Origin of the sequence: Skermania sp. ID1734, from assembly GCF_007489285.1 — a bacterium.
In the GTDB taxonomy this organism is placed as follows: Bacteria; Actinomycetota; Actinomycetes; order Mycobacteriales; family Mycobacteriaceae; genus ID1734.
Genome location: NZ_VLIY01000009.1, coordinates 97,331 through 122,259, shown reverse-complemented (window position 1 = coordinate 122,259; position 24,929 = coordinate 97,331). Strand labels below are relative to the sequence as shown.

At 65.2% G+C, this 24,929-nt stretch carries 23 protein-coding genes; 12 read left to right on the top strand and 11 right to left on the bottom strand.

Going from position 1 to position 24,929, the window contains the following annotated elements:
- Positions 1–50: 50 nt before the first annotated feature.
- On the top strand, positions 51–854 hold the full coding sequence (locus FOS14_RS13035; protein WP_143771186.1) for a hypothetical protein: 804 nt from the start codon (positions 51–53) through the stop codon (positions 852–854).
- Here the strand turns inward: FOS14_RS13035 and FOS14_RS13030 are convergent.
- Entirely contained in the window at positions 841–2,364 is a 1,524-nt protein-coding gene (locus FOS14_RS13030) for a CCA tRNA nucleotidyltransferase (protein WP_255450303.1), read from the bottom strand. The two genes, FOS14_RS13035 and FOS14_RS13030, sit on opposite strands and share 14 nt — an antisense overlap.
- 53 nt (positions 2,365–2,417) lie before the next feature.
- Between FOS14_RS13030 and FOS14_RS13025 the strand changes: the two genes are divergently transcribed.
- From FOS14_RS13025 to FOS14_RS13005, 5 genes are all read left to right on the top strand, one after another.
- The gene (locus tag FOS14_RS13025) at positions 2,418–3,056 is read left to right on the top strand and encodes an NUDIX hydrolase (RefSeq protein ID WP_370512227.1); all 639 of its coding nucleotides are present in this window, start codon (positions 2,418–2,420) and stop codon (positions 3,054–3,056) included.
- Positions 3,053–5,482 (top strand): DUF6049 family protein, encoded by a 2,430-nt coding sequence (locus tag FOS14_RS13020; RefSeq protein WP_143771180.1) that lies wholly within the window; start codon positions 3,053–3,055, stop codon positions 5,480–5,482. The genes FOS14_RS13025 and FOS14_RS13020 overlap by 4 nt, the downstream gene beginning before the upstream one ends.
- 69 nt (positions 5,483–5,551) lie before the next feature.
- A complete protein-coding gene (locus FOS14_RS13015) occupies positions 5,552–9,337 on the top strand; it encodes a murein biosynthesis integral membrane protein MurJ (RefSeq protein WP_143771178.1) in 3,786 nt (1,261 codons plus the stop codon).
- Between the two features lie 8 nt (positions 9,338–9,345).
- Positions 9,346–9,852 (top strand): ImmA/IrrE family metallo-endopeptidase, encoded by a 507-nt coding sequence (locus FOS14_RS13010; RefSeq protein ID WP_185981753.1) that lies wholly within the window; start codon positions 9,346–9,348, stop codon positions 9,850–9,852.
- A 23-nt stretch (positions 9,853–9,875) separates the two neighbouring features.
- Complete coding sequence (locus tag FOS14_RS13005) at positions 9,876–11,057, top strand: DUF6545 domain-containing protein (protein WP_143771175.1); 1,182 nt, start codon at positions 9,876–9,878, stop codon at positions 11,055–11,057.
- Here the strand turns inward: FOS14_RS13005 and FOS14_RS13000 are convergent.
- The gene (locus tag FOS14_RS13000; protein WP_255450302.1) at positions 11,023–11,454 is read right to left on the bottom strand and encodes a helix-turn-helix domain-containing protein; all 432 of its coding nucleotides are present in this window, start codon (positions 11,452–11,454) and stop codon (positions 11,023–11,025) included. The genes FOS14_RS13005 and FOS14_RS13000 overlap by 35 nt on opposite strands.
- A gap of 460 nt (positions 11,455–11,914) precedes the next feature.
- On the opposite strand from FOS14_RS13000, the gene sigM reads away from it, so the two are divergent.
- The 5 genes from sigM (at position 11,915) to FOS14_RS12975 (ending at position 16,117) form a co-directional block, all read left to right on the top strand.
- Positions 11,915–12,508 (top strand): RNA polymerase sigma factor SigM, encoded by a 594-nt coding sequence (sigM, locus tag FOS14_RS12995; RefSeq protein WP_255450301.1) that lies wholly within the window; start codon positions 11,915–11,917, stop codon positions 12,506–12,508.
- Between the two features lie 64 nt (positions 12,509–12,572).
- Positions 12,573–13,286 carry a hypothetical protein gene (locus FOS14_RS12990; protein ID WP_143771174.1) on the top strand — a complete coding sequence of 238 codons (714 nt, stop codon included), beginning with the start codon at positions 12,573–12,575 and terminating at the stop codon, positions 13,284–13,286.
- 90 nt (positions 13,287–13,376) lie between these two features.
- Positions 13,377–14,366 (top strand): thioredoxin-disulfide reductase, encoded by a 990-nt coding sequence (gene trxB / locus FOS14_RS12985; RefSeq protein ID WP_143771173.1) that lies wholly within the window; start codon positions 13,377–13,379, stop codon positions 14,364–14,366.
- Between the two features lie 57 nt (positions 14,367–14,423).
- Positions 14,424–14,747 carry a thioredoxin gene (gene trxA, locus FOS14_RS12980; RefSeq protein ID WP_143771172.1) on the top strand — a complete coding sequence of 108 codons (324 nt, stop codon included), beginning with the start codon at positions 14,424–14,426 and terminating at the stop codon, positions 14,745–14,747.
- Positions 14,748–14,920: 173 nt separating this feature from the next.
- The gene (locus FOS14_RS12975; protein WP_143771171.1) at positions 14,921–16,117 is read left to right on the top strand and encodes an N-acetylmuramoyl-L-alanine amidase; all 1,197 of its coding nucleotides are present in this window, start codon (positions 14,921–14,923) and stop codon (positions 16,115–16,117) included.
- Positions 16,118–16,130: 13 nt separating this feature from the next.
- Here the strand turns inward: FOS14_RS12975 and FOS14_RS12970 are convergent, their stop codons facing one another.
- The 9 genes from FOS14_RS12970 to rpmH form a co-directional block, all read right to left on the bottom strand.
- Positions 16,131–16,895, bottom strand: coding sequence for a GNAT family N-acetyltransferase (locus tag FOS14_RS12970; RefSeq protein WP_143771170.1), 765 nt, complete (start codon positions 16,893–16,895; stop codon positions 16,131–16,133).
- 117 nt (positions 16,896–17,012) lie between these two features.
- Positions 17,013–18,017: a ParB/RepB/Spo0J family partition protein gene (locus FOS14_RS12965; protein WP_143771169.1), complete on the bottom strand. Its 1,005-nt coding sequence runs from the start codon at positions 18,015–18,017 to the stop codon at positions 17,013–17,015.
- On the bottom strand, positions 18,014–19,024 hold the full coding sequence (locus FOS14_RS12960; protein WP_143771168.1) for a ParA family protein: 1,011 nt from the start codon (positions 19,022–19,024) through the stop codon (positions 18,014–18,016). Before FOS14_RS12960 ends, FOS14_RS12965 begins: the two co-directional genes overlap by 4 nt.
- Before the next feature lie 85 nt (positions 19,025–19,109).
- Complete coding sequence (gene rsmG / locus FOS14_RS12955; protein WP_143771167.1) at positions 19,110–19,778, bottom strand: 16S rRNA (guanine(527)-N(7))-methyltransferase RsmG; 669 nt, start codon at positions 19,776–19,778, stop codon at positions 19,110–19,112.
- Between the two features lie 107 nt (positions 19,779–19,885).
- Positions 19,886–20,455: a protein jag gene (locus tag FOS14_RS12950; protein ID WP_143771166.1), complete on the bottom strand. Its 570-nt coding sequence runs from the start codon at positions 20,453–20,455 to the stop codon at positions 19,886–19,888.
- A 63-nt stretch (positions 20,456–20,518) separates the two neighbouring features.
- Positions 20,519–21,658 (bottom strand): membrane protein insertase YidC, encoded by a 1,140-nt coding sequence (gene yidC / locus FOS14_RS12945; RefSeq protein WP_143771165.1) that lies wholly within the window; start codon positions 21,656–21,658, stop codon positions 20,519–20,521.
- A gap of 4 nt (positions 21,659–21,662) precedes the next feature.
- The gene (gene yidD, locus FOS14_RS12940; protein ID WP_143771164.1) at positions 21,663–21,974 is read right to left on the bottom strand and encodes a membrane protein insertion efficiency factor YidD; all 312 of its coding nucleotides are present in this window, start codon (positions 21,972–21,974) and stop codon (positions 21,663–21,665) included.
- Positions 21,971–22,375, bottom strand: a complete 405-nt coding sequence (rnpA, locus tag FOS14_RS12935; RefSeq protein ID WP_143771163.1) for a ribonuclease P protein component — start codon at positions 22,373–22,375, stop codon at positions 21,971–21,973. Before rnpA ends, yidD begins: the two co-directional genes overlap by 4 nt.
- Before the next feature lie 25 nt (positions 22,376–22,400).
- Positions 22,401–22,544 carry a 50S ribosomal protein L34 gene (rpmH, locus tag FOS14_RS12930; protein WP_006550910.1) on the bottom strand — a complete coding sequence of 48 codons (144 nt, stop codon included), beginning with the start codon at positions 22,542–22,544 and terminating at the stop codon, positions 22,401–22,403.
- A gap of 637 nt (positions 22,545–23,181) precedes the next feature.
- On the opposite strand from rpmH, the gene dnaA reads away from it, so the two are divergent.
- Complete coding sequence (dnaA, locus tag FOS14_RS12925) at positions 23,182–24,735, top strand: chromosomal replication initiator protein DnaA (RefSeq protein WP_143771162.1); 1,554 nt, start codon at positions 23,182–23,184, stop codon at positions 24,733–24,735.
- Positions 24,736–24,929: the final 194 nt, after the last annotated feature.

Below are 24,929 nucleotides of genomic sequence, written 5' to 3'. Positions count from 1 at the left end.
ATTGCGACACGCCGCACCAGAATCGGCGCACCAGTATTGTCGGATCAATCATGGCTTCGTATTTGGACCCTCGCTCGTGGTCCGGGTCCTGGTCTCCGCTCCGCGGCGCCGGATCCTGGCTGGACAGCTGGGTCGCCACCACCTCGTCCTGGGTCGACCCGGTCGCTACCCTGGGCGCGGGCACCGTCACCGCACTGCTGCCGGACGTGCTCATGAGCGTGCTTTCGGAAGGGATCAGCCGCCAGTTCACCGGGCGCGAGATCGATCTGTCGCTGCATGGCCAGCCCATTCGGGCGATCCTCAACGAGTTACGAGTCCGCCGTCGCGGCGCTTTCTTCGAAACCGAAATCTTTCTCACCGACGTCGATTGGGTGGGGCACCCGGTGCACCAGTTGCGCATCGTCGCCCACGGCGTCCGGCTGGTCCCCGGGGTGCCGACACGGTTGGAAACCCGCCAGTGTGACGTCATCGGCACTATATCTATGCAGTCGTTGGTCGCCTGGCTCAACAGCCAGGAGCTGGACTGGCGCCTGAGCGTGACGCCGTCGGGGCACATTCACGCCGAGCATCGCCAACGCAAGCTCAGCGCGGTCGTCGACGCGTCCGTGGTCGACGACTTGGTCCGGATCAAGGTGCTCAGCGCCCGCTGGAACGGCCTGCCGCTGCCGAAGGCACTGCTGCCAGCGCGCGCGATTCCGCTCGGACCGCTGCCATACGAGGCGCGTGTCGTGTCGGCGCGCAGGCACGACCACGAGGTGGAGTTCGTGCTGGATCTCCCGTCGTTCTCCGGTTCACTCGACCTCGGACAGATCCGCAATGCGATCGTCGCCGGGACCGGACTTATCGTCTGGTAGCGGTATCGCCCGGTGCGTCGGGGTGCTGATCGTTCCACCACGTGCGCAGCGCGTCTTCGGCCTCCGCGCGGGAAAGCGGCCCGCGGTCCAATCGCAGTTCCTTCAGGTACTTCCACGCGCGACCCACCTCGGGGCCCGGCGGCAGGCCGAGAATTTCCATAATCGCGTTGCCGTCGAGGTCAGGCCGCACCCGCGCGAGATCTTCCTGCTCCTGCAGGCGCGCGATCCGCTGTTCGAGATCGTCGTAGCTGGCCTGCAGCGCGGCGGCGCGACGCTTGTTGCGGGTGGTGCAGTCCGCCCGCACCAGCTTGTGCAGCCGGGACAGCAGCGGTCCCGCGTCGGTGACGTAGCGACGCACGGCTGAGTCCGTCCACTGGCCCTTGCCGTAGCCGTGGAAGCGCAGGTGCAGAAACACCAACTGCGCGATGTCGTCGGTCATCTGCTTCGGATACTTCAACGCGCGCAGCCGCTTACGCACCATTTTGGCGCCCACCACCTCGTGGTGGTGGAAGCTCACGCCGCCGCCCGGCTCGTTGCGCTTGGTGTCCGGCTTACCGATGTCGTGCAGGATCGCCGCCCAGCGCAGCACCAGGTCGGGACCGGGTACATCACCCGTCGCGTTGTCCTCCAGATCGATCGCCTGCTGCAGCACCGTCAACGAGTGCCGGTAGACGTCCTTGTGCTGGTGATGTTCGTCGATCTCGAGCTTCATGGCTGGAATCTCGGGAATCACGTAGCCGGCCAAACCCGTCTCGCACATGACGTCGATGCCCTCGATCGCGTGTTCCCCGAGGATGAGCTTGTCCAATTCCGCGCGCACCCGTTCGGCGGTGATGCGCTCGATCTCGGGAGCCATGTCGGTCATGGCCTGCTTCACCCGGGGGGCGAGGGTGAAGCCGAGCTGGGACACGAATCGCGCCGCGCGCAGCATGCGCAGCGGGTCGTCGGTGAAGGAATCCTCCGGCGCAGCGGGGGTGTCGAGCACCCCGGCGAGCAGGGCGGTCATGCCGTCGAGCGGGTCGACGAATTCCTGGGCGCCATCCACGCCGATCTTCACGGCCATCGCATTCACCGTGAAGTCGCGGCGGATCAGGTCGCCCTCGAGCGAGTCACCGAAGCTCACCTGCGGGTTGCGGGAAACCCGGTCGTAGGTGTCGGCGCGGTAGGTGGTGATCTCGATCGTGTGCTCGCCCTTACCGGCGCTGACCGTGCCGAAGGCGATGCCGCCGGTGTCCCACAGGTTGTCCGCCCAACCGCGCAGGATCTGCTGCACCTGTTCCGGGTGCGCGTCGGTGGTGAAGTCCAGGTCGGTGCCCAACCGGCCCAGCACGGCGTCGCGAACGCTGCCGCCGACCAGGTACAGCTCATGCCCGCGCGCGGCGAACAGATCGCCGAGCGGGGTCAGCACGTCGGCGAAGCGCTGCAACGAAATGGCGGCGGAGGCAAGCAAGCGATTACGCCGCTCGGCGTTTGGATCCGCGCCCGACGCGGCAGGGGAGGGCAAAACCACGGGACGCCAGCTTACCGGCGCGTGGGCCATACACCGTACGGTGTTGGTCGGCGGTGATACGGACTCCGGCGGCTAGGATTGATTGGGTGTCTCCAGCCGAACGTGCCAATAATCGACGCCGCCAGCCGCGGCGCCGTGGCGCAGTCGGCAAACCGCCGCGTCCCAGGTTGCGCACCGTTCAGGAAACGTCGGCGGGCGGATTGGTCATCTCGGGACTCGACGGTCCGCCAGAAGCCTTGCGCGCGGCGCTGATCGGACGTACCGACCGCCGCGGCCGGTTGTTGTGGTCGCTGCCGAAAGGTCATATCGAAAAGGGCGAGACCGCCGAAGAAACCGCCATGCGTGAGGTCGCCGAAGAGACCGGTATCCGTGGCAAGGTCCTCGCCGAACTCGGCAGCATCGATTACTGGTTCGTCACCGAGGGCCGCCGCGTCCACAAAACCGTGCACCATTACTTATTGCGGTTTCTCGGCGGCGAACTCTCCGACGCCGATGTCGAGGTCACCGAGGTGGCGTGGGTGCCGCTCACCGAACTAGAGACCCGGTTGGCGTACGCCGATGAGCGGCGACTTGCCGAGAAGGCCGGTCAGCTCATCGCCCGGATGGCCTTTCACCGGCGCAGCGAGTCAACCCCCGGCGACCCGCACGGTCGCCGGGCACAACCGGCTCCTGAAGGCCGCGACTCGGAATGATCGCTCGGTGGACGCGCGTCGCGGCTGTCGCGCTCACGGTTACCACTATCGGATTGGGACCCGCGGCAATCACAGCGCCCGCGGCACCGATTGCGCCCTCCACTCCCGCGCACGGCCTCCCAGATCCCGTCCAACGATCCGACCGCTCACCGGAGTTTCTAGAACTCGGCATCGACTCGGTCACCCCATCTGTGGTCACCACGACGAGTGATCAGACCGTCTCCGTGACCGCCACCGTCACCAACGTCGGCGACAGGCGAGTCAATGACGTGGATGTCCGCCTGCAACGCGCACCTGCGGTGGCGACCTCCGCGGAGCTGCGCACCACGCTCAAGCTGGACCAACAGAACTTCGACGTAGTGGGCACGTTCATCACGGTCGCCGATCACCTCGACGTCGGCCAGCACAAGCAGTTCACCCTGACCATGCCGCTGCGGCCGAGCGCGCAAACCGATCCCGGCACCCCGACCCTGCGGATCACCGATCCGGGCGTCTACCCGATGCTGCTCAATGTCAACGGTCAACCGGCCTACGGCAACCCGGCCCGCCTCGACGATGCCCGCTTTCTGCTTCCGGTGCTGGGCCTGCCCGCCGACCCGACGGTCACGGACGCGCAGCAGCCGCAGAGTCGCCCGATCGCACCGTCCACCGACAGCCCGATCGCCGTGACCATGCTCTGGCCGCTGGCCGACAAACCGCGCTTGGCCGCTGGAATTCCGGGATCCCTCGATCAGCCGGTGCGTCTCGTCGACGACGACCTGGCCACCTCTCTCGCGCCCGGCGGCCGCCTCGATCAACTCGTCGGTGCCCTCGAATTCGCACTGCGACCGAACGTCGACCGCGACCACAAGCTCGCCCAGAGCATCTGCCTTGCCGTCGACCCCGACCTGTTGATCACGGTGTCCAACATGGCACGTGGCTACCTGGTGGTGGCCGATCCCAGCAATCCGATGGGACCGGCTCGCGAAGGCACCGGCGCGCAGGTGGCAGCCGCCTGGCTGGACCGGGTCCGCAATCTGGCCGACAACGTGTGCACAGTGGCGTTGCCGTTTGCCCAAGTGGATCTGACGGCGCTGCGCCAGATCCATAATTCCGCGCTGAGCACGAGTGCGGTCGTCGCCCCGGCCGACATCGTCGACAGCATCCTGGCCACGACCAGCAAGCGCGGCATCACCTGGCCGGATTCCGGAACTGTCGACGACAACACCGCCGCGATGCTCGCCGGACTCGGCACCAAGACGCTACTGGTTTCCGGAAACGCTGTTGCCGCCAACGTGGACGAGGCCATCGCGCCGCCTGATGTCGTACGCGTGGCCAACCTCAACGCCGACGCTGGGACCGCCACCGCCGCCACCGCGAGTACCGCCGAACCGGAACTGCACGCCGCGACCTTCGACGTTTCCGCCGCGACGGCGCTGGCCGCAGTCGGCAGCCAGCCGCAGACGCCGTCGTTCACGCCGAGCAAGGCGCGCTACGACCTCACCGGTGATTCGCGGCCGGCTCGCCTGCAGGACGCGCTCGGCGCCCTCGCCTGGCCCGCGCTGACGCCGCAGCCCGATCACCCACGATCCCTGTTCATTGCGCCGCCGCAGCAGTGGAGCGTCGACGGAAACGAAGCGTCCGCAGTGTTGTCGCAGGTAGCAACGCTGATTCGGTCCGGTTTAGCGGTCCCGCGGACCCTCGACACCCTGGTGAGTGAGCCCGCCGATGCGCGCCCGTTCACCGCGAACTACCCGCAACATGCGGTGGACGACGCGATTCCAGATTCGATCCGGTTGCCGGCGGCCGAGCAGGCCGGGCGCATCGACACCTTGACGGCGGCACTCGTCGACGACCCGAATTCGGAACTGACCCCCCAGCGCTTTTCGGCGCCACTGCGCGAGGACCTCTTGCGCGCGATGAGCCTCTCCGGCCGGCGCGACGCCACCCGGGCGAACTCCGAGTTGGCCGGCTACTCGCGGGTGATCGTCGAAGCGGCGTCGATGGACACGCTGCTCAAGGGGGTCACGGTGCTGGCTCCCGGCGGCGTGTACACCCTTGCGTCCGAGCAGAGCCCGCTGCTGCTCGTGGCACGCAACGATCTCCCCGTCGGCATCCGGGTCCGACTCAAGGTTGATGCGCCGTCGGACATGCACATCACCGACATCGGCGAGCAACAATTGCCGCCGCGCGGCTCCCGCGCGCTGCAGGTACCCGCGGAAGTCAACGACAGTCGCAGCCTCGTCGTGGATGTGTCGCTCACCACCCCTACCGGGCAAGCGCTCGGTGATCCCACAACAGTTTCGGTACGTTCCAACGCATACGGCAAGCCGCTCGCGATAATTACCGCGTGCGCAGGAGCGTTGCTGCTGCTGCTCGCCGGACGACGTCTGTGGCACCGCTTCCGTGGTCAGCCCGATCCCGCGGACAAGCAGATCGACGTTTAACGACGCCGAGTGCGTCGCTGCGTCGACGTTCCATAGTGCAAGGGCTCGGGGAGAGGACCGGAGGAAGTAATGACGGGTAGTGGCTACGGCGAGCACGCCGCATACCCGCCGCCCGCCCGGCCGGCGCCCTGGGAGCGGGTGCGGCCGTACCCCACACCGCATCGCGCCCAGCCCGTCCGGCACCAACCGACACCTGAGCCGGAGCCCGTGCCCGAAGCCGAGACCTCCGCGAATTCCAACACAGGGCTTCTCGCGGCCAGCGGATCGATCGCGATCGCCACGCTGGTCAGCCGGATCACCGGCTTTCTCAAACAGATGCTGCTACTCACCGTCCTCGGCGGCAGCATCGCCAGTTCGTTCACCGTCGCCAGCCAGATCCCGAACATCATCTCGGAGCTGGTGCTCGGTCAGGTGCTCACCGCCATCGTCGTACCGGTGCTGGTCCGGGCCGAACGCGAGGATGAGGACGGCGGCGCGGCATTCGTGCGTCGGCTGTTCACCACCGCGGTGATCCTGCTGGGCACCGCCGCACTGCTGGCGGTCGCCGCCGCTCCGTTGCTCACCACACACGTGTTCTTGTCCACCGACGGCAAGGTCAACACCCACCTGACCACGGCGCTGTCCTTCCTTTTGTTACCGGCAGTGCTGTTCTACGGCCTGTCGGCGCTTTTCAGCGCGGTGCTCAACACCCGGCAGATTTTCAAGCCGGGCGCCTGGGCCCCGGTCCTGAACAACGTGGTTGTCCTTGTGGTCCTCGGCATCTATCTACTGATGCCCGGCGAGATCAGCCTCGATCCGGTGCGGATGAGCGACCCGAAACTGCTCACCCTCGGGATCGGTGTGACGCTCGGCGTGGTCATTCAGGCGGTGAGCATGGTGCCGATGATCCGGCGCCAGGGCATCAGCCTCAAGCCGCTGTGGGGGATCGACGACCGGCTGAAGAAGTTCGGCGGCATGGCGCTGGCCATCATGCTCTACGTCCTGATCAGCGTCTCCGGCATGGTGTTTGCCACCCGCGTGTCCTCGCACTACGACGCCGCCGGACCGGCGATCTACAACAATGCTTGGCTCCTGCTGCAACTGCCGTACGGAGTGCTGGGTGTGACCGTGCTGACCGCGATCATGCCGCGGCTCAGCCGAAACGCCGCGGCCGACGACACTCCGGCCGTGGTAGACGACCTATCGGTGGCGACCCGCCTCACTCTCATTGCTCTCGTCCCGGTCATCACCTTCCTCACTATCGCCGGACCGCAGGTCGGTGAGGCGCTCTACGGTTACGGCAACTTCGGTGCGGGCGACGCCGGCCGACTCGGCGAGGCCGTCAGCTGGTCGGCCTTCACGCTGATCCCGTACGCGATCACGCTGATTCAGTTGCGTGTGTTCTATGCGCGCCAAGAAGTGTGGACGCCCACCTGGATCATCTTGGGGATCACCGGCGTCAAGGTGGTGCTGTCCGCGCTCGTGCCGATGGTTGCCACCGACAACAAGCACGTGGTGGTGCTGCTCAGCGGCGTGACCGGGGTGTCGTTCATCGTCGGCGCCGTCATCGGAGGGCTGCTGCTGCGCCGCAGCCTGGGCAATTTGCGGACCGCCAATGTGGGCAAGACCGCATGGATTGCGCTGCTCGCCTCGCTGGCCGGCGGTGCCGTGATGCTGGCCGCCGATCGGTTGTTGCGACTGAATCGGCTGAGCGCGGAACTGGGCGGGCCCGGTTCGGCTGTTCGCGTGGCCATCGAGGGACTGTTGCTGCTCGTCGTGACCTTCACCATTCTGCGTTTGGCCAATGTCTCCGAAGTCGTATCGATAACGGTGGCCGTCACCCGTCGCTTCCGGCGCCGACCGGAGCCGGATGTGCCAGCACACGAGCCGGTGCAGCACGTCGTCGAACGTCCCTATGACCCGGTGATGGACGCCGAAACGATGGTGCTACCGGTACTGCGGCCGGAAGCCACCGATATCACTGGAGTCGGTCAGTTCACGTACCCTATTCGGCAGAGGGTGACGGGGGAGGCACTCTCGCAGCCCCGGCATGTTTATCCCGGACCGCACCCTGGCGCGAGCCGAAGACCACCGCAGGTCTATCCGGGTTCACCAGGTCAGCTACCCGCACCGCGGGCAGGCATACGCGAAGGAGTGAGGGTGGGCGACGACGCTATCGCCGATACGCGAACCGGCAATGCCGCCACGGACGCCGCGCGGCCACCGGGCGCTGGTTCCGCCAACGTCTCGACTGCCGGGTCGCGGCCACAATCCGATCGCAAGACGCCACCGCCGAAGGACCTTTCTCCTGAGCAGGCCCGGCCCGAACCGCCGCGCCGGATACTGCGTGGACCGAAACTGATCCCCGGCGCGTCTGTCGCCGGCGGCCGCTACCGGTTGCTGGCTCCGCATGGTGGCGCGCGCGGTCTGAAGTTCTGGCAGGCCCTGGACACCAAATTGGACCGAGAGGTTGCGCTCACGTTCGTCGACGCCGATCAGAAGGCGGCGGCGACCGCCGGTGAGGACGGGCCGCAGGCAATCTTGTCGCGCACCCTTCGGCTCGGCCGGATCAATTCTCCTGGTTTGGCGCGCGTACTCGACGTCGTCCGCGGCAGCTCCGGCGGCATCGTCGTCGCCGAATGGACGCCCGGCCGGTCGCTGCGGGAAATGGCGGAGACTCAGCCGTCGCCGATCGGCGCGGCCCGCGCAATCAGGGCGCTGGCGTCGGCGGCCGAACTCGCCCATCGCGCTGGCAGCAGCCTGTCGATCGACCACCCGGATCGGGTTCGCATCAGCGTCAACGGTGACGCGGTCCTGGCCTTCCCCGGCACGCTGGCCGATGCCAACCCGCAGGCGGACGTCCGTGGCCTCGGCGCGATGCTGTACGCCCTGATCACTGCCCGCTGGCCGATCGGCTCGACGCCGGGCGGCGTCACCGGCACGGCGGCGCCCGCTCCGACCGTCGGCGGTTTGAAGCTTGCGCAACACGGTCCGAACGGCGCGCCGATCGAGCCGCGCGAGATTCGGCCCGAAGTACCGTTCGAGATTTCGACGATCGCGGTGCGAGCGCTGGAAACCGATCGCGGTGTGCGGACCGCGGCCACCGTGCAGCATGTCCTCGACCAGGCGTCGGTAGTAGATCAAAAAACCGATCTGATGCCCGCGTTGCGCCTGGGTCAGCGCGCGCCGGGCGCGAGCGGCCACTCGCTCGCCGACCCGGAAGCCGCCGAGGCCGAGGCGGCCAAGAGCAAGCGGATGCGGCTGATTCTCATCGGTCTCGCCACCGCGAGCGTCATCATTCTCGGGATCGTCGCGTGGTGGCTGGCCAGCCTGTTCGGCGGCAGCGGCTCGGACAACCCCTTGAACGACCCCAACCTCGGACTCACCACCGCACCGCCCAGCGCAGCGGCACCAGCCGCGCCAGCTCCCCCGGCTGGGGTAGCGGTCCCGGCAAGTGACGTGCGGGTATTTTCCCCGAAGGGCACGCCGGACGATCCCGATGGCGCGTCGCTGGTGCTCGACAACAACGCCGGCACCATCTGGCGCACCGACTCGTATTATCAGCCGTTCCCGGCACTCAAGAACGGCGTCGGCCTGCTCGTCACACTGCCGAACCCGAACAAGTTGACCCGGGTCTGGATCAACTCACCAAGTCCGGGCACCAAGGTCGAGATTCGCTCGGCGCCCTCGGCCTCGCCCACGCTTGATCAAACTCAGATCATCGGCAGCGCGACGCTGGGTCAAGGTGTCACCCAGATCCCGGTGCAAAGCGATCAGCCGGTTCGGTACGTGCTCGTCTGGATCACCGATCTGGCCAAGGTCGGCAAGGAGAACCAGTCTGCCATTGCAGATCTCGGCTTCACCGCTACAAGCTGATGTTCACCATGCGGCGACATCGCAAGAAGTCTGTCCGGGCGGCGGCCGACCGGGTCGACGCTGCGCTGGACACTGTCGCGCTGCCCGACCCGTGGCAGATCGGTGACTACGTCGATGCCGTCGCCGCGCAGCGCGGACGGCCGATTATGTTGCACGCGATGCCATTGCGGGCCTCCACCGGACTGTGCGGACTGTGGCTGGCCCTGCCGGACCGAGACGTCATCGTGCACGAAACGTCCACGGTCGACGAGCATCAGGAAGTCATCATCTGTCACGAGCTGGCGCACATGCTGCTCGAGCACACCTCGGACACGTCGCTGACGGCAGCAGAGTTGGCGCACCAAGTTACTGGTGTGGACATGGAAGTAGTCCGGGCGCGCGGCCACTCCAACTTCGATCGCATCGAGGAACTCGAAGCTGAATTGTTCGCTCGCAAGCTCATAGCGCGAGTTCGGGACACACATGACGGCGCCCCGCGGGAAGGCAAGATTCGCCGCATTCTGGATTCGTTCTAGTGCCTGGTCGGGAATGTTTCTAGGTGTACGACAGTTATCCCGAGTTTGTCGTCGTGCCGCTGCTGTGCTGGATCTGGCTCGTGGTCTTCGGCCGGTTGTGGCTGGCCAATCACACGCCGAGCGAGCGGTGGGCGAACCGGATATTGATCTGTTGGGGAACTGCCGCGACGCTTCGCCGCATCGTCGCCGACATCGGGTTCACCCAGTTGTCGAACTTCCAGCAGGCGCTCGCCACGGCTGGGTTTCTATTACTACTCCTGCTCGGTCACATCTCGGTGTTGGCGCTGGCCATCAGCTGGGACACCGGTCGAGAAGGGATGTCTTCGCGTCAGCGCGGAGCCATCGCGGGACTTGTCATCACAGCGGTGGTTCTGCAGCTCGCGCAGATCGCGATGCTCGATGCGGGTGACGCCGCGCAGCCGTGGATGCCGCTCGCCTACGACGCGGCCTACTTTGTCTTTCCGGCGACCGCGGGCACGGTCATGATCAAGATCTGCGTTGACCAATTCCCGCACGCATCGCGGTTGCGCGACCGCCTTCCCCTGTTTGCGGTCATTGTCGTGGCGGTGGTTGGAGTTGGCCAGGAGGCGCTGATTCTGCTGGCGGAGGTACTTCGCACGGCAGGACTGCCGAACCCGCTCACCGCGGAGATCTTCACTCGCGCGAGCGGCAAAGAAGTGTCGATGTATACGGCGCTGGGCGCCGCGGCGGCCGCGGCGCCGGTTCTCACCATGCTGCGCCGGCAGTTGCGGGTCAGCCCGGAGGCGCGACGGTCGGCGGCCTTGCGACGGGTGTGGCGGGATCTCACCGACGCCGTGCCCGAGGTGGTGCTCGAGGCGAGCTTTTGGGGTCACCGCCGCCTCGATGCCACCACGGAACGGATCGCCCTCGAGACCGAAATCCGCGATGCTATCGCGATTCTCAACCGCTACACCCGCGATGTCTCCGGTGCTATCACCGCCGCCGTCGTTCGCCAGCTGCCGCCGACCTCGCACCCCGCGGCGCTGGCCGCGGCCCGCTTGCAAGTAGCCGCCGAATCCCGCAAGAACGGCGCAAAACCGTTCCCCTACAAGCAAATCGAGCATGATCATCTTCATCATCTCGACGAACTGGCCGCCGTGTGGTCGACCGTGCGCAAAATCGTGCGGCGTTGCCTGAACTTCGAGCGCGTTATGTCGGACGCGGACCCATCGGCAATTCGTTGAGCAGCGCGATGATCTCCTCGACGAGTTCCGGCGCGAGCGTGTGGCCGTCATCGGCGGGGCCTGCTCCACGCATCGCGATATGAGTGACGCCGCGGCGCTCCAAGGCACTGAGCAGGCGGTCGTGCCGATCGATGTCGGCACGAGTTGGCCGGGCATCTTCGAGGGGTCGTGGATCTTCGCCGCCGAGCACGGCGGCAGCGCTACCGGGCTGCCAACGCAGGGCGCAATCGATCTTCCGCAACGTGCTCGGGGAGGGCTCGGGGCCTTGGCCGTGTTCGATCTTCGTCATCAACCGGTCCGACGGACCGCCGGCCGCGCGGACATCGTCGTGCGTCATGCCAAGTCGTGCGCGTCGCGCGCGGACGATCATTCCGAAGCGCTGACGCCTCGACGTCATGTATCCGCCTCCACTGTGTTGTCGATATCCGCAGCGTTGCCTCAGCGTGTCCGTCGAACAGTATACGGTCGGGGTTCGCAACATCCCGTTCCGCAGCGCGCGCGTCGAGGTGTAATCGCGTTGCGATTCGCCAAAGATTCGCCTAGTGTAGGCGATTCGGACGGTTCTTCCGAGAGGAAATGCCGCCGCGACAACCACCGCTTTTGCCGCGAGTGGCGCTGGCAGGCACCGCGAGGGGTCGCCTCGGCAGAACCATCCGAGTTACTCCTCTTCCTGGTCCGCTCTTTACCCCATGTTTGCTAACGGATTGCCGAGTTCTCCGATTGATGTATAGAATCCGGTTGCGCTCGCGTTGAGTGACTAGATGTGCCATCGGGGGACACATCCATGAGCGGCCGGGGGCGGGGGAACAGTGCGAGAAAGCGATGCTGGGCGCGTCCGTGGCCGCTCTTCTGGCGTTTTGAGCTACTTATCTGAAGATAGCTATGTAATCGCGGCAACCGAGCCTTCGGACCTGGAGTTGCTGCGGGCGCACGTCGGTGGCGATCGGCAGGCCTTTGCCGTGCTGCTGCGACGCCACTACGACCATCTCTGGCACACCGCGTTGCGCACCTCATATACCCGCGAGGATGCGGCCGACGCACTGCAGGAGGCGCTGCTGTCTGCACATCGCACCGCGGCGCGCTTCCGCGCCGACGCAGCGGTGCGGAGTTGGTTGCACACCATCGTGGTGAATGCATGCCTGGATCGGATCCGGCGCAACAAGGTCCGCCCCACCGTCTCGTTGTCCGGCGAGGACGACGTCGAGCCACGGACGGAACGAGACACGATCGCCGACTTCGAGATGTCGATGGTGATCGATCGGGCGCTGTTTGCGCTGCCACCGGAGCAGCGCGCCGCGGTGGTCGCGGTCGACGTCGAGGGCTATTCCGTTGCGGATGCCGCCCGCTTGTTAGGGGTGCCCGAGGGCACGATCAAGAGCAGGTGTGCGCGTGCGCGTCTCAAGCTGGCTCAGCGGCTCGAATTCCTCCGCGATCCGGGGAACCGGACATAGCTCGCCGGCGTCATATTCAATAGCTGGTCAGGTCTGGCGAGCGCACCAATCAGGGAGGTAAGCGATGGCGACGCGCGGCGGCCACCTGCCTGACCCGCCGTGGTCTGCCGAGCTGCTCGCCCAGCTGCACGCGGACAATCTCGACGGCGACGCCTCGGCGGCGCTGTGGGCACACGTCCACGACGATCCGGAGGCCGCCTCGGTCATCCACGCCCTGGACCGGGTCAGCGCCCAACTCGGTGAGCTCGCCGACCAGCCAGACGCCTGCGCGCCGATTCCTCCCGATGTGCTCGCGGTCGTCGAATCGGCCATTGCGGCCGAGGGTGCGCCGCGGGCAGCGCGATTCCAGCCAACACGCCGCTGGGCGTACGCCGGTGCTGCGATCGCCGCCGCCGCGGCGGTCGTCGGCGTGCTCGCGTTCACCGGGATACGTTCGGCGCCGCCCAACGCGCCCGTGCAGGCACAGGCAACGCCTGGTCATTCCGCCGACACGCTGGTGGATCTCGGTAGTCGGCTGCGCCCGGATGCCGTCACCGCTCTCGTCGGTCGCCACGACCTTCCCGGACGCCTGCGCGATCCCGACGAACTCGCGGCGTGCCTCACGGCCAACGAGGTGTCCGGCACCGTCCTCGGCGCCGCCCCGGTTCAGTTCGACGGCCAGCAGGCGACCGCTCTGCTGGTGCCCGGACCGCGTCCGCCGCAGATTACGGCGATCGTCGTTGGCCCCGCCTGCGCAGCCGGTGAGCCCGACACCCTCGCCCGCGCGGACATCGGCTGACCGAGCGGCTCAACTGCGAGGTCCCGGGAACATCACTGGATACCCTGGTGTTGACAAGCACGAGAAAGTTCCGTTCCCCGAAAGGTCCGCATGAGCACCGACGACACCGCGATTCACGAACTGATCATTGTTGGCTCGGGGCCCGCGGGCTACACCGCCGGCGTCTACGCGGCACGTGCCGAGCTTTCGCCGTTGCTGTTCGAGGGCACCCAGTTCGGCGGTGCGTTGATGACCACCACCGAGGTCGAAAACTTCCCCGGCTTCCGTGACGGCATCATGGGCCCGGATCTGATGGAGCAAATGCGTGAGCAGGCCAAGCGGTTCGGCGCCGACATTCGTACCGAAGATGTCGAGGAGATCGACCTGTCCGGCCCGGTGAAGACGGTCACCGTGAACGGTGAGGTCCATCGTTCGCGCGCAATCATCCTCGCGATGGGCGCCGCCGCGCGCTATCTCGACGTGCCGGGCGAGCAGGAATTGCTCGGCCGTGGCGTCAGCGCGTGCGCGACCTGTGACGGCTTCTTCTTCAAGGACCAGGACATCGCGGTCATCGGCGGTGGCGACTCGGCGATGGAGGAGGCGACCTTCCTCACCAAGTTCGCCCGCAGCGTCACCGTCATTCACCGGCGCGACGAATTCCGGGCGTCGCGGATCATGCTCGACCGGGCCCGCTCCAACGACAAGATTCGGTTCATCACCAATTCACAGGTCGTCGCGGTGCACGGCGAGAACAGTGTCACCAGTCTGACGCTGCGCGATACCGTCACCGGCGCCGAGAGCACGCTCGACGTGACGGGCATGTTCGTTGCGATCGGCCACGACCCGCGCAGCGAACTCGTGGCCGGACAGGTTGATACGGATGCCGAGGGATACGTCCTGGTGAACCTGCCGACCACCAGCACCAACGTGGATGGCGTGTTCGCCGCGGGTGACCTGGTCGACCACACCTACCGACAGGCAATCACGGCGGCGGGCAGCGGCTGTTCGGCCGCTATCGACGCCGAGCGCTGGCTTGCCGAGCGTGGCGACATCTCTCGCAACACGATCACCAACGCCCGCCCCTCGGCAGTCACCGCATAACCCGGCCAGCCCAGCCACCACAGCCCGGTCACCACAAGTCACCACTAGGAGCCACTCTTGTCCAACACCATCAAAGTCACCGACGACTCCTTCAACCGAGACGTGCTCTCCAGCGAGAAGCCTGTCCTCGTCGACTTTTGGGCCACCTGGTGCGGCCCGTGCAAGATGGTTGCTCCCGTTCTCGAAGAGATCGCTGCGCAGCACGGCGACAAACTCACCGTCGCCAAGCTCGATATCGATGAGAATCCCTCGACCGCGCGCGACTACCAGGTCATGTCGATCCCCACGATGATCCTGTTTTCCGGGGGGAAGCCGACGAAGCAGATCGTCGGCGCGAAAGGCAAGGCCGCGCTGCTGCGCGATCTCGCCGACGTGCTCTGAGCGCTTCGTATCTCATAGCGATAGCCGGATTGCAGCAGTTCGAGCGTGATTGCAGCAATCCGGCTTCCTTCTGCGACAATCGATCGACAGGCATTTCGGTCTGGGAGATTCCGTAGTTTGGGGTGACCTCCGCGCGAGGTATCCAGCCAAGAGGTAGGGGAAGGCTTCACGGTATGCACCGACTCCGTCACGGCGATCATGGTCCGGCCGTCGCTGAGGTGCGTGGCACGCTAGCTGGCCTTGGGTTTATCGACGACGGCGCATCGGCGACTGATCGGGAGTCCGGCAGCGGTCACTATTGGGCGGCCGACGCAGTCTTCGATGAGACTCTCGACGGGGCGGTGCGTGCGTTCCAGCAGCAGCGTGGGCTGCTCGTCGATGGAGTGGTCGGGCCCGCGACCTATCGGGCGCTCAAGGAGGCCTCGTACCGACTCGGCGCCCGGACGCTGATCTATCAGCTCTCGGCGCCGATGTACGGCGACGATGTGGCGACCTTGCAGCGACGGTTGCAGGATCTCGGGTTTTACGTGGATCGCGTCGACGGGTACTTCGGCGCGCAAACCCACGAGGCCCTCATCGCTTTTCAACGCGAGATCGGCCTTTCCGCCGACGGGATCTGCGGTCCGGATACTTTGCGCTCGCTCGAGTTGCTTGGGCCGCGCGTCACCGGCGGCAACCCGCACCGGATCAGCGAAGAGGAGATCGTTCGGCGTTCGGGCCCGCAGCTGACCGGCAAGCGCATCGTCATCGATCCTGGCCTCGGTGGTGAGGATCGAGGTCTCACCGTGCCAACGGAATTCGGCGACATGTTCGAGTCCGAGATTCTCTGGGATCTCGCCAGCCGCCTCGAGGGACGCATGGCAGCGACCGGGATGGAGACGTTCCTTTCCCGCCCACACCATGCGAATCCAACGGATGCCGAGCGCGCCGAGACGTCCAACGCATTCGACGCCGACCTGATGATTTCGCTGCGCTGCGCCCGCAGTGAGAGTCCGCAAGCCAACGGGGTGGCCAGCTTTCACTTCGGGAACTCGCATGGCTCCACCTCGATGATCGGCCAGGTGCTGGCCGGGTTCATCCAGCGTGAGGTGGTCGCTCGAACTGCGCTGCAGGACTGTCGATCCCACGGCCGCACGTGGGACCTGTTGCGGCTCACCAAGATGCCGACCGTGCAGGTCGACATCGGTTACCTCACAAACGATTACGATGCGTCGGTCTTGGCGACGCCACGCTTCCGCGACATTATCGCCGAGGCAATTCTCATTGCGGTCAAGCGCCTATATCTGCTTGGTCAAGATGATCAACCCACCGGCACTTACACGTTCGCCGAGTTGCTGGCCGAAGAGTTGGCTTCTTCCGACCGCGGCTAGCGCGACTGAAGTTTCACGTGAAACGCGCGTGACCGGATACCCCAACGCTCGAGCGTTCGTTGATATCGGCGACGGTCAGCGTCGCCGCGGCCATCAGTTGATCGAGTGCGTGCTCGACGTCTGCCTTCCAGCTGTGATCGCTGTCCAGTTCTAGTCGCAGGCGCGGGAAACGGCGGTGCGGCGCAACCACCTCGAACCCCGCGCTCTCCAAAAAGTCGGCGTCGATCATGCACTTCTCCGGCGAACAACCACGCTTCGACTTGCCCCGTCGCTCGCCGCGCGCCTCCGGCAAGAGCGCAGAGGCCGCGGGGGAGAGAGGTGCCTCAGACACGCCGTCGTCACGAACCCCGAACGCTTCCAGGGCGCGCACGCCCCGACGAACAAGGTCGCCGACCACAGCCTGGACCAACTGACGAGCCAAACCGTCGTAGTCGACGATTCCTTCACGACCGAGGCCGCGTTCCAAACTCAACGCCGTAAGGAGCACCGCGTCAGCGCTGACCGGGGAGGTGGGGAAGAGCCCGGCTCTCGGCACAGCGCTAGGCGGCGAGTAGAGGGCGCACCCGGCGGGGTAACCGTTGATCGAAGCGACCTGTCCACACGATCCCCACTCGAGCATGACCGTGGACAGCCACGCTTCCTTCTCGAAGGTCGGATCGGCGAACTTCTCGGTGTCCTTCGCGACCGCCGGATCGAGTTCCCAGAACACGCACCGCCGGGCATGAGCCGGCAGTTTGCTGACACCATCGAGAGTCAGGGCGCTCACGTTTGTCGACACGATCCTGCGGTCTCCGTTCGAGGAACAACGCCAAAGGGATGCACAAACAATACGAGTCGGGCGGGTCCGTCACAGTGACGTTTCGGCCACATATGACGGCACCCGTCGACACCGTTGTTATTTCGCCGCTTCGCGCTCCATCAGCGCGACGATTCGCTGCAAATCATCCACCGAGCCGAACTCAACGACGATCTTGCCCTTGCGTTTGCCCAGGCTCACCGTGACCCGGGTGTCGAAGGATTCGGACAGCCGCTCGGCCACGTCTTGCAGTCCCGGCATCTGAATCGGCTTGCGCCGCGGGGCCGGGGGCTGCGCCTTGTCGTCCCCGCGGTTGGCCAAAGTTACGGCCTCCTCGGTCGCGCGGACCGACAGGCCTTCCGCCACGATCCGGGCCGCCAGCGCCTCCTGCGCATCGGCACCCGCCTCGAGGCCAAGCAGCGCGCGAGCATGTCCAGCGGACAGGACACCGGCCGCGACCCGTCGCTGCACAGCGATCGGCAACTTCAGCAACCGGATCATGTTCGTGATGACCGGACGGGACCGGCCCAGCCGACTCGCGAGCTCCTCGTGGGTTACTTCGAACTCCTCGAGCAGCTGCTGGTATGCCGCCGCCTCTTCGAGCGGGTTGAGCTGTACTCGGTGGATGTTCTCGAGCAGCGCGTCGCGCAGCATCGAACCATCCGCGGTCTCTCGGACGATGGCGGGGATCTTCTCGAGGCCGGCTTCCTGGCTGGCCCGCCACCGCCGCTCGCCCATGACGAGTTGGTATTGCTGCGGTCCGATCTCGCGAACCACGATCGGCTGCATCAAGCCGAACTCGCGGATCGAGTGCACGAGTTCGGCGAGCGACTCTTCCTCGAATACCGTTCGCGGTTGCTTCGGGTTCGGCTTGATCTGGGCGGGCGGAATCTCCCGGTAGGTCGCGCCGGCGGGGGAGAGCTCCTCCTCGGCCACCGGCGGGGCACCGATCGTCGCGGTGAACGCCGGCCCCGCCTTTGCCGGCCGAGCACCGATGATCACATCGGCGGCAGCGTTGCCCAGTCCAGGTGCGCCATCCGCCGGCCCGGTCGGAATGAGCGCGGCCAACCCGCGGCCCAGGCCGCCCTTGCGTGTCTGGCTCATCGTTGCGCCCCCGTCGCCGCCGCGGACTTCAAGTTGCGGGCCGCCAGCTCGCGCCCGGCATCGAGATAGCTCATTGCTCCACGTGAACCAGGGTCGTAATCCAGGACGGTCATGCCGTAGCCGGGAGCCTCGGAAACCTTGACGCTACGCGGGATCACCGATCGCAGGACCGCTTCCCCGAAGTGCCGGCGGACTTCTTCGGCGACCTGGTCGGCCAGCTTTGTCCGCCCGTCGTACATGGTGAGCAGCACGGTCGAAACGTGCAGGCCTGGGTTCAGATGCGCCTGCACCAACTCGATGTTGCGGAGCAACTGCCCAACACCCTCGAGGGCGTAGTACTCACACTGAATCGGGATAAGGACCTCCCGTGCCGCGACCATCGCATTGACCGTCAGCAGACCAAGCGACGGCGGGCAGTCAATGATGACGAAGTCGAGGTCGAGCCCATCGAGTGCCTGGTCCGACAGCGCCGTCTTCAGTCGGCCTTCGCGGGCAACCATGGAGACTAGTTCGATCTCGGCGCCCGCCAGGTCAATCGTTGCGGGGATGCAGAAGAGGCGTTCGCTGTGCGGGCTGCGCTGCATGGCGTCCTTGGCGCTGACCTCGCCCAGCAACAGTTCGTAGCTCGACGCCGTACCGGCACGGTGGTCGACGCCCATGGCCGTGCTCGCATTGCCCTGCGGGTCAAGGTCGACCACCAGCACGGTCAGCCCCTGGATGGCGAGCGCGGAGGCCAGGTTGACGGCGGTCGTGGTCTTACCGACACCACCCTTCTGGTTTGCGATGGTGATGACCCGCCGCTCGGCCAGCTTCGGTAGCGTCACCGATCCTGGGTGCAAGACCTGGCTCGCGCGTTGCGCGGCCGCACCTATCGGGGTGTCCAGCGGGGAGATGCCCGAGTACGGGTCAGCTGCAAAATCGTCAGCTATCGCACCACCGGTGTCCGGTGAGGGTGCTGACGTTTCACGTGAAACGGTTCCACGTGAAACAGGGGAGTGACCCGACATGAACTGACTCCTTACCCGAGATGAACCGAAATTCCAGAATCGACGCTTCGACGGCACTGCATCCATGCGTTATCGACCCCCCACTTCAACGACGCTGATGTCTGCGCGGAACACGATCCGCGCGAACGACAATGGTCGGCGGATCAACAATCCCCGCACCGCATTCGACGATGTCAAGCTTGCCAGCTCCCGCCTTCAAAAGGGAAGCTCGATGCGACGCGACTTCGGAAACTGCGGACGATCCTTTGATCGCCAACATCCGACCGTGGTCGTGCAGCAGCGGGAACGACCACTTGACCAACTTGTCGAGAGGAGCAACCGCTCGGGATGTCACCACGTCGGCGCCACCGACCTCCTGAATGACGCCCGGCTGTTCCGCTCGGCCACGAACGATCACCACGTCGAGACCGAGCGATTCGACGAATTCGACGAGAAACTTCGTGCGACGTAGCAGCGGTTCGACCAAGGTCACCTTAAGGTCCGGACGAGCTATCGCCAACGGGATTCCGGGCAACCCAGCACCACTGCCGACATCCACGACCGATTCGCCCGTACCGATCAACTCCGCGATAACAGCGCAATTGAGAAGGTGTCTGTCCCATATCCGGTCGACCTCACGTGGTCCCAACAACCCGCGCTCTACACCGTCACGTGACAGTACCTCCGCATACGCGACGGCCAGATCTAGACGGTCGCCGAAGACCCGAGCCGCGGCCGGCGGGGGATCCAATTGCGGGGATGCGTCTTGTTCCACGTGAAACGTTCCTCCCACCGACAAACTACACCCATGTAATTAAAACTCGTGAAAACACCGACGGGGCTCCCGGCAACAACCGGAAGCCCCGTCGGTTTTCCTCAGCGTTACTGCTGCCGGATCACAACGACCCGCCGCGATGGCTCGGCACCTTCGCTCTCACTTGTCACGCCGTCAACGGAGGCGACCGCGTCGTGGACGATCTTGCGCTCAAACGGAGTCATCGGCGCCAACGCTTCACGCTCGCCGCTCTCCAACACGCGCTTCGCGGCCTGGCGGCCCAACGCCGTCAGGTCGGACTTCCGCTTCGCACGCCACCCCGCGATGTCCAACATCAGCCTGCTCCGCTGACCGGTTGACTGTTGCACCGCCAGCCGCGTCAGCTCTTGGAGCGCATCCAGGACTTCGCCGTTGCGACCAACCAACTTGGTCAGGTCCTTGCCGCCGTCGATGCTCACCACCGCTCGGTCACCTTCGACGTCCAGATCGATGTCTCCATCGAAGTCGAGCACGTCGAGAAGTTGCTCAAGGTAGTCCCCGGCAATCTCGCCTTCTTCGATCAGTTCTTCTTCGGTCTCCAGCTCGTCGGAATCTTCCGTGTCCGCTGAGCCCACCTGCACCGCCGTCGCATCGTCGGGAGACGGAACCGACTCCGTCACCTCGGGATCCGACGTCATCCCCGCATTCGACATCGCATTCGCCTTTCGTTACTTACTCACGATTGTTTGCGCACAAAGATTTCAGCGGCCCGACCGCTTTCGCTGATTTGGCCGGCCGCGATTGCCTGACCGCTTCTGCGGAGGTCTCTTCTGAGAGTTCGGCGAACCACCCGACTTCTTCGGCTGTCCGGCGGCGGACTTCTTCTGTTGATTGCCGGCGTTCTCGGGTGAATCGCCATCGACACTCGGCGCTGAGGTGGGGGACTGGGTCTGCTGCTTCTTCTTCACCGGGTCCGGGCGCGCGCCGGGCTTCGGAGCGTTCTGCGTGCGCCGCTCGATCGCCTCCTGCTTCTTGGCCTCTTCTTCCTTGTCGATCCGGCCGAAGACGAGGTGCTGCTGCCCGTAGGTCCAGATGTTGTTGCTCACCCAGTAGACGAGGATGGCGATCGGCAGGAACGAACCACCCACGAGCACACCGAGCGGGAACACATACAGCGCGAGCTTGTTCATGATGGCGGCTTGCGGCTGTGCGGCCGCGGCGGCGCTCTGCCGACTCACCGAGGCCCGCGAGTTGAAGTGTGTCGCCAGCGCCGCGACGATCATCAACGGAACGGCCACCAGCGCGATGTGCACATGCGATGGCACCGACAGATGCGCACCCAGGATCGGATCGGCGAACGCCTTCAGTTGTTCCTTCGGCTGGGTGATGTAGGCCGAGATCGGCACCCCGAAGAGTCGAGCGCGCAGAAACGACTGGACCTCGTCGGGCCCAAAGACATAGTTGGATGTCATGGCGTTCTCCGTCGTCGACATCCCGCCCGTCTTCAGCGGACCGAATCCCGTGTTCGCGGTCCGGTTGAACGATCGCAACACGTGATAGAGACCGATGAACACCGGGGCCTGCGCGAGCATCGGCAGGCAGCCCATCAACGGGTTGAAGCCGTGTTCCTTCTGCAGCTTCTGGAGTTCTAGAGCTTGCCGCTGCCGATCGCCCGCGTATTTCTTTTGCAGCGCCTTGATCTGGGGCTGCAGTTCCTGCATCTGTCGCGTCGTCCGAACCTGCTTGACGAACGGCTTGTACAACACCAGACGCAACGTGAAGACCAGGAACACCACCGACAGTGCCCACGCGAATCCGTTATCGGCTCCGAGGACGAACCCGAACGCCTTGTGCCAGAACCACAAGATCGCGGAAACGGGATAGTAGATGAAGTTGAGCACTGCTCTATGTACTCCTCTTTTCGGTTGTCGCCACCGAAGCACGGTGACCACACGCGGATGGGTCGGAAGCCTTGCGTTCCGGCACCGGATCCCACCCCCCAGGGTGCCAGGGTGCGCATTTTGCGAGCCGGACGACGGTCAGCGCGCCGCCGCGCAACAAGCCGTACTGCGTCAACGCGGTGACGGCGTACTCACTGCAGGTCGGGGTGAATCGACATGTCGGCAGCCGCAGCGGCGAGATGAATGTTCGATACGCCTCGATGAGCAGAATGACCGCCCGGGCCGGGGCTCGTCGAAGACTGACCGAGGCGGTCACGGAGTCCCACCACCGTCGGCAAGCACCCGCAGCCGTCGCAGCGCAGCGGAGAGGTCACGGGCGAATTCGGCGGAGGTGCCGGCAGCGGCCGGTGGCAGTGCCCGAACGACCACATCGACCTCGGGGCGGATGTTCGGTAGAAGCGCTGCGTACACATGACGAAGCCGCCGCGCGACGCGATGCCGCACGACGGCGTTGCCGACCGACTTACTGACTATCAATCCGAAACGGGGATTGCCACAACCCAGTACGGGTACCGAGAGTCCCGCGTCCACTGCCAGATCGGCGGTCGCTCGGTCTAGGGCGTACACAACGAAGTAACGCCTCCCTATCCGATGGCCACGGCGCACCGTCCGGGAGAAATCTGAATGGTGATGCAACCGATGCGGCTCAGGCAACACCCGAGCGTCCGAACCTGACCGAAGGTCAGGCAGTCAGCGATGCGCGACCCTTACGACGACGAGCCGACACAATGGCCCGACCCGCCCGCGTGCGCATCCGGAGACGGAAGCCGTGAACGCGTGCACGACGACGGTTGTTCGGCTGGAACGTCCGCTTGCCCTTGGCCACGGTCAACACTCCTCATACGACATCGGGGCGGCCGCTGTCGGCGCCCACTTTTCATTCACACACTCGGTGTCTTGCAAAAGCCTGTGGTCCGCATCGGCGATGGCATGGCTGCCGAGCTCGACCGGACTATTGCGGCCAGCACAAGACAGCCACCACACCAACGGGTGACTGTTCGAGGGTACTGATGCGGGTTTCCAGAATCAAATTTTCCCCGTTCAGGCCACGTTCATAACTACATTCATGTAAGTATCGACTTTTGCGCCGATTCCGCCCGCGCGCTTGCAACGAGTTGCTAACTTCGTGCAATGCAGCTGCCGACGAGCCACTTCCACCGGCCTCCTCGACACCTTCACACCCTGCTTCCGGGCAACCGCTCGCTGACCCCCAGTCCGCACGCACTGTCCATTCTCATGTCATAGACCCAGGTCAGGGCCTCTTTGACGACACCGTGCACACGCCGCACGACCTCGAAAAACACACCTCTGTGGTTTTCCACATCTGTGGATAATTGTGTGGAAACACGGTCGCGGTGGCATATTCGTATGCCGAGCGGGAGCCCGATGAGCGCCGGGAGGACAGCCTCGGAAGCAGATCCGCACAGAGCACTCGTCGCAGAACCCGTCGGGGAGGCACCGCCGTGAACAACGATCCAAATGTCCTTTCGATCGTCTGGCCACAGGTAGTTCGCGAACTCAGCTCGGGAAACGGTGGATCCATCGCGCCGCTGTCAGCTGCTCAGCGCGCCTGGCTCAACCTGGTCAAGCCGTTGACGGTCGCGCAAGGCTTCGCGCTGCTCGCCGTGCCGTCGCCGCTGGCTCAGGAAGCAATCGAGCGCGATCTGCGCGAACCCATTCTTGACGCACTGGGCCGGCACCTGGGGGAACCGATCGAAGGCCTCGGTGTGCGCATCAACGCCCGCGCCGCCGAATCGGTCGATGACGTCGACGACTACGACGACGAACCTGAACCCACGCCCATCACCCGCGTCGATCCGGACCAGTTGCCCACCCGCGACGGATTTGCCCGCCGCCGGATGGTCGGCGACAGCCACGGATTCGATGAAGTCGATGACGACGGCGACGCGGTGGTCAGCGTGCAGCGGTCGTGGCCGTCGTATTTCACCAAACCGACCACCAGCGAAGCCCCCGATCGCGGGGCGCTGGCGAGCCTGCACCCGAAGTACACATTCGACACCTTCGTGATCGGCGCCTCCAACCGGTTCGCGCACGCGGCCGCCGTGGCGATCTCCGAGGCGCCGGCGCGGGCGTACAACCCGTTGTTCATCTGGGGCGCCTCCGGGCTGGGCAAGACGCACTTGCTGCACGCGACCGGGCACTACGCGCTACGGCTGTTCCCGGGCATGCGGGTGAAGTATGTCTCCACCGAGGAGTTCACCAACGACTTCATTAACAGCCTCCGTGACGACCGCAAGGTCGCATTCAAGCGCCGCTATCGCGAGACGGACGTGCTGCTCGTCGACGACATCCAGTTCATCGAGGGCAAGGAAGGTATCCAGGAGGAGTTCTTCCATACCTTCAACACCCTGCACAACGCCAACAAACAGATCGTGGTTTCGTCGGACCGACCGCCCAAGCAGTTGGCCACCCTCGAGGAGCGGTTGCGCACGCGGTTCGAATGGGGACTCATCACCGACATCCAGCCCCCGGAACTCGAGACGCGAATCGCGATCCTCCGCAAGAAGGCCCGGATGGATCGACTCGACGTTCCGCACGACGTTCTCGAACTCATCGCCAGCCGCATCGAACGCAATATCCGTGAACTCGAGGGTGCGCTGATCAGGGTCACCGCGTTCGCGTCGCTCAACGGGCAGCCACTGGATCTGACGCTGGCCGAGATCGTGCTGCGGGATCTCATGCCCGACAGCGCGGCCCTCGAGATCAATGCGTCGACGATCATGGCCGTCACCGCCGAGTACTTCAACACCACAATCGAGGAACTGCGCGGGCCCGGCAAGGCCCGACCACTCGCCTCCGCCCGGCAGATCGCCATGTATTTGTGCCGGGAGCTGACCGACCTGTCATTGCCCAAGATCGGGCAGACCTTCGGCCGCGATCACACGACAGTGATGTACGCGGAAAAGAAGGTGCGCAAGGAAATGAGCGAATCCAAGCGCGTGTACGACCAGGTGCAGGAACTCACAGCGCGCATCAAGCAGCGCTCCAAGCGCTGACTCCGCGAACTACTCAGACCCGCGTCGCGCGCGTTTTTGCGCTGCGGCCCTACCCGCGTACCCGAGCAACGCCGCAAGAACCCGCGCGGCAACGAGGTGCTGATGAACTACTCACATCTGTGGATAACCGTGTGCATAAGTGCGAATCACTGTGGATCAGCGTTGAACGCGATGTCGATGAAATTCGACTGTGC

Coding starts and splice junctions, on each gene's coding strand:
- FOS14_RS12975 (WP_143771171.1), top strand. CDS start 14,921: ATGCACCGACTCCGTCACGGCGATCATGGTCCGGCCGTCGCTGAGGTG.
- FOS14_RS13000 (WP_255450302.1), bottom strand. CDS start 11,454: ATGACGTCGAGGCGTCAGCGCTTCGGAATGATCGTCCGCGCGCGACGC.
- FOS14_RS13020 (WP_143771180.1), top strand. CDS start 3,053: ATGATCGCTCGGTGGACGCGCGTCGCGGCTGTCGCGCTCACGGTTACC.
- FOS14_RS13015 (WP_143771178.1), top strand. CDS start 5,552: ATGACGGGTAGTGGCTACGGCGAGCACGCCGCATACCCGCCGCCCGCC.
- trxB (WP_143771173.1), top strand. CDS start 13,377: ATGAGCACCGACGACACCGCGATTCACGAACTGATCATTGTTGGCTCG.
- FOS14_RS13010 (WP_185981753.1), top strand. CDS start 9,346: ATGCGGCGACATCGCAAGAAGTCTGTCCGGGCGGCGGCCGACCGGGTC.
- FOS14_RS12950 (WP_143771166.1), bottom strand. CDS start 20,455: ATGACGTCGGATCCCGAGGTGACGGAGTCGGTTCCGTCTCCCGACGAT.
- FOS14_RS12960 (WP_143771168.1), bottom strand. CDS start 19,024: ATGTCGGGTCACTCCCCTGTTTCACGTGGAACCGTTTCACGTGAAACG.
- FOS14_RS12965 (WP_143771169.1), bottom strand. CDS start 18,017: ATGAGCCAGACACGCAAGGGCGGCCTGGGCCGCGGGTTGGCCGCGCTC.
- FOS14_RS13035 (WP_143771186.1), top strand. CDS start 51: ATGGCTTCGTATTTGGACCCTCGCTCGTGGTCCGGGTCCTGGTCTCCG.
- FOS14_RS12990 (WP_143771174.1), top strand. CDS start 12,573: ATGGCGACGCGCGGCGGCCACCTGCCTGACCCGCCGTGGTCTGCCGAG.